General features: G+C 44.7%; 2 protein-coding genes. One reads left to right on the top strand and one right to left on the bottom strand.

From position 1 onward, the window contains the following. A partial coding sequence (locus tag A3750_RS18625; protein WP_156498730.1) for a hypothetical protein occupies positions 1–413 on the bottom strand: 413 nt, incomplete at its 3' end. Positions 414–593: 180 nt separating this feature from the next. On the opposite strand from A3750_RS18625, the gene A3750_RS18620 reads away from it, so the two are divergent. After that, a partial coding sequence (locus tag A3750_RS18620) for an SAM-dependent methyltransferase (RefSeq protein ID WP_369819954.1) occupies positions 594–760 on the top strand: 167 nt, incomplete at its 3' end.

The following is a 760-nucleotide window of genomic DNA, read 5'->3' as shown; positions in this document are numbered from 1 at the left end:
TTGAGTTGTGCGCTTTCATTTACTCCAAATACGCCCTCGTAATCAGCAAGCAATACAGCAGCGTCTAGAGGTTGCTCGACTTTGCTATATGCGCTGGCAATGAGCCGTACAATTTTTTCTTGTCTGCTTAGTGTTGTTTGAAGTGCGTCACTTAAAGAGATTAAACCAAGTTGTTCTTTTGCCACGGAAAGATTGCCGGTCCTTAGACTGGTTTCGATGAGTAAAAGTCGAAAATCGGTGATAGATTGCGCGGAAAGTGAGCCGACCTCAACGAGACCAATTGTATGCGCCGCCTGCGCATCGAGCCCTTTTTCAGAAAAGAGCTTTGCGGAGCTAAGGTAAAGTTCACTTTTTCGCTGGCGATCTTTTTCGTTGTGCGCCTCTGACAATAGCTTTTCTTCTTCGCTGAGCATTGTGGTAGCACCCTGTTTTATATCGGTGCGAGTTTGTTTTTTAGGTGTGCTGCAGGCGGATAAAAGAGCGCAGGCAAGGATGGTTAGGGACAATCTAAGAATAAGGGTTTTCATGCTTAAGTATAGTAGCGAGAGGNGAAGCTGCTATGATAGCTGAAATCTAAAGCGAGGATAAGAAGTTTGGAATCTGCACTGTATATCGTAGCCACACCCATAGGAAATCTTGGAGATATAACGCATAGAGCAATTGAAACCCTGGCAGGCGTCGACTTGGTTGCAGCGGAAGATACGCGTCATACAAAAAAACTTCTTTCACATTTGGGTTTGACTAAAGATATGCAGTCTCT

Source organism: Oleiphilus sp. HI0079, from assembly GCF_001635105.1.
Note: the sequence above shows the minus strand (reverse complement) of the source record. Positions and strands in the feature narration are given on the sequence as shown.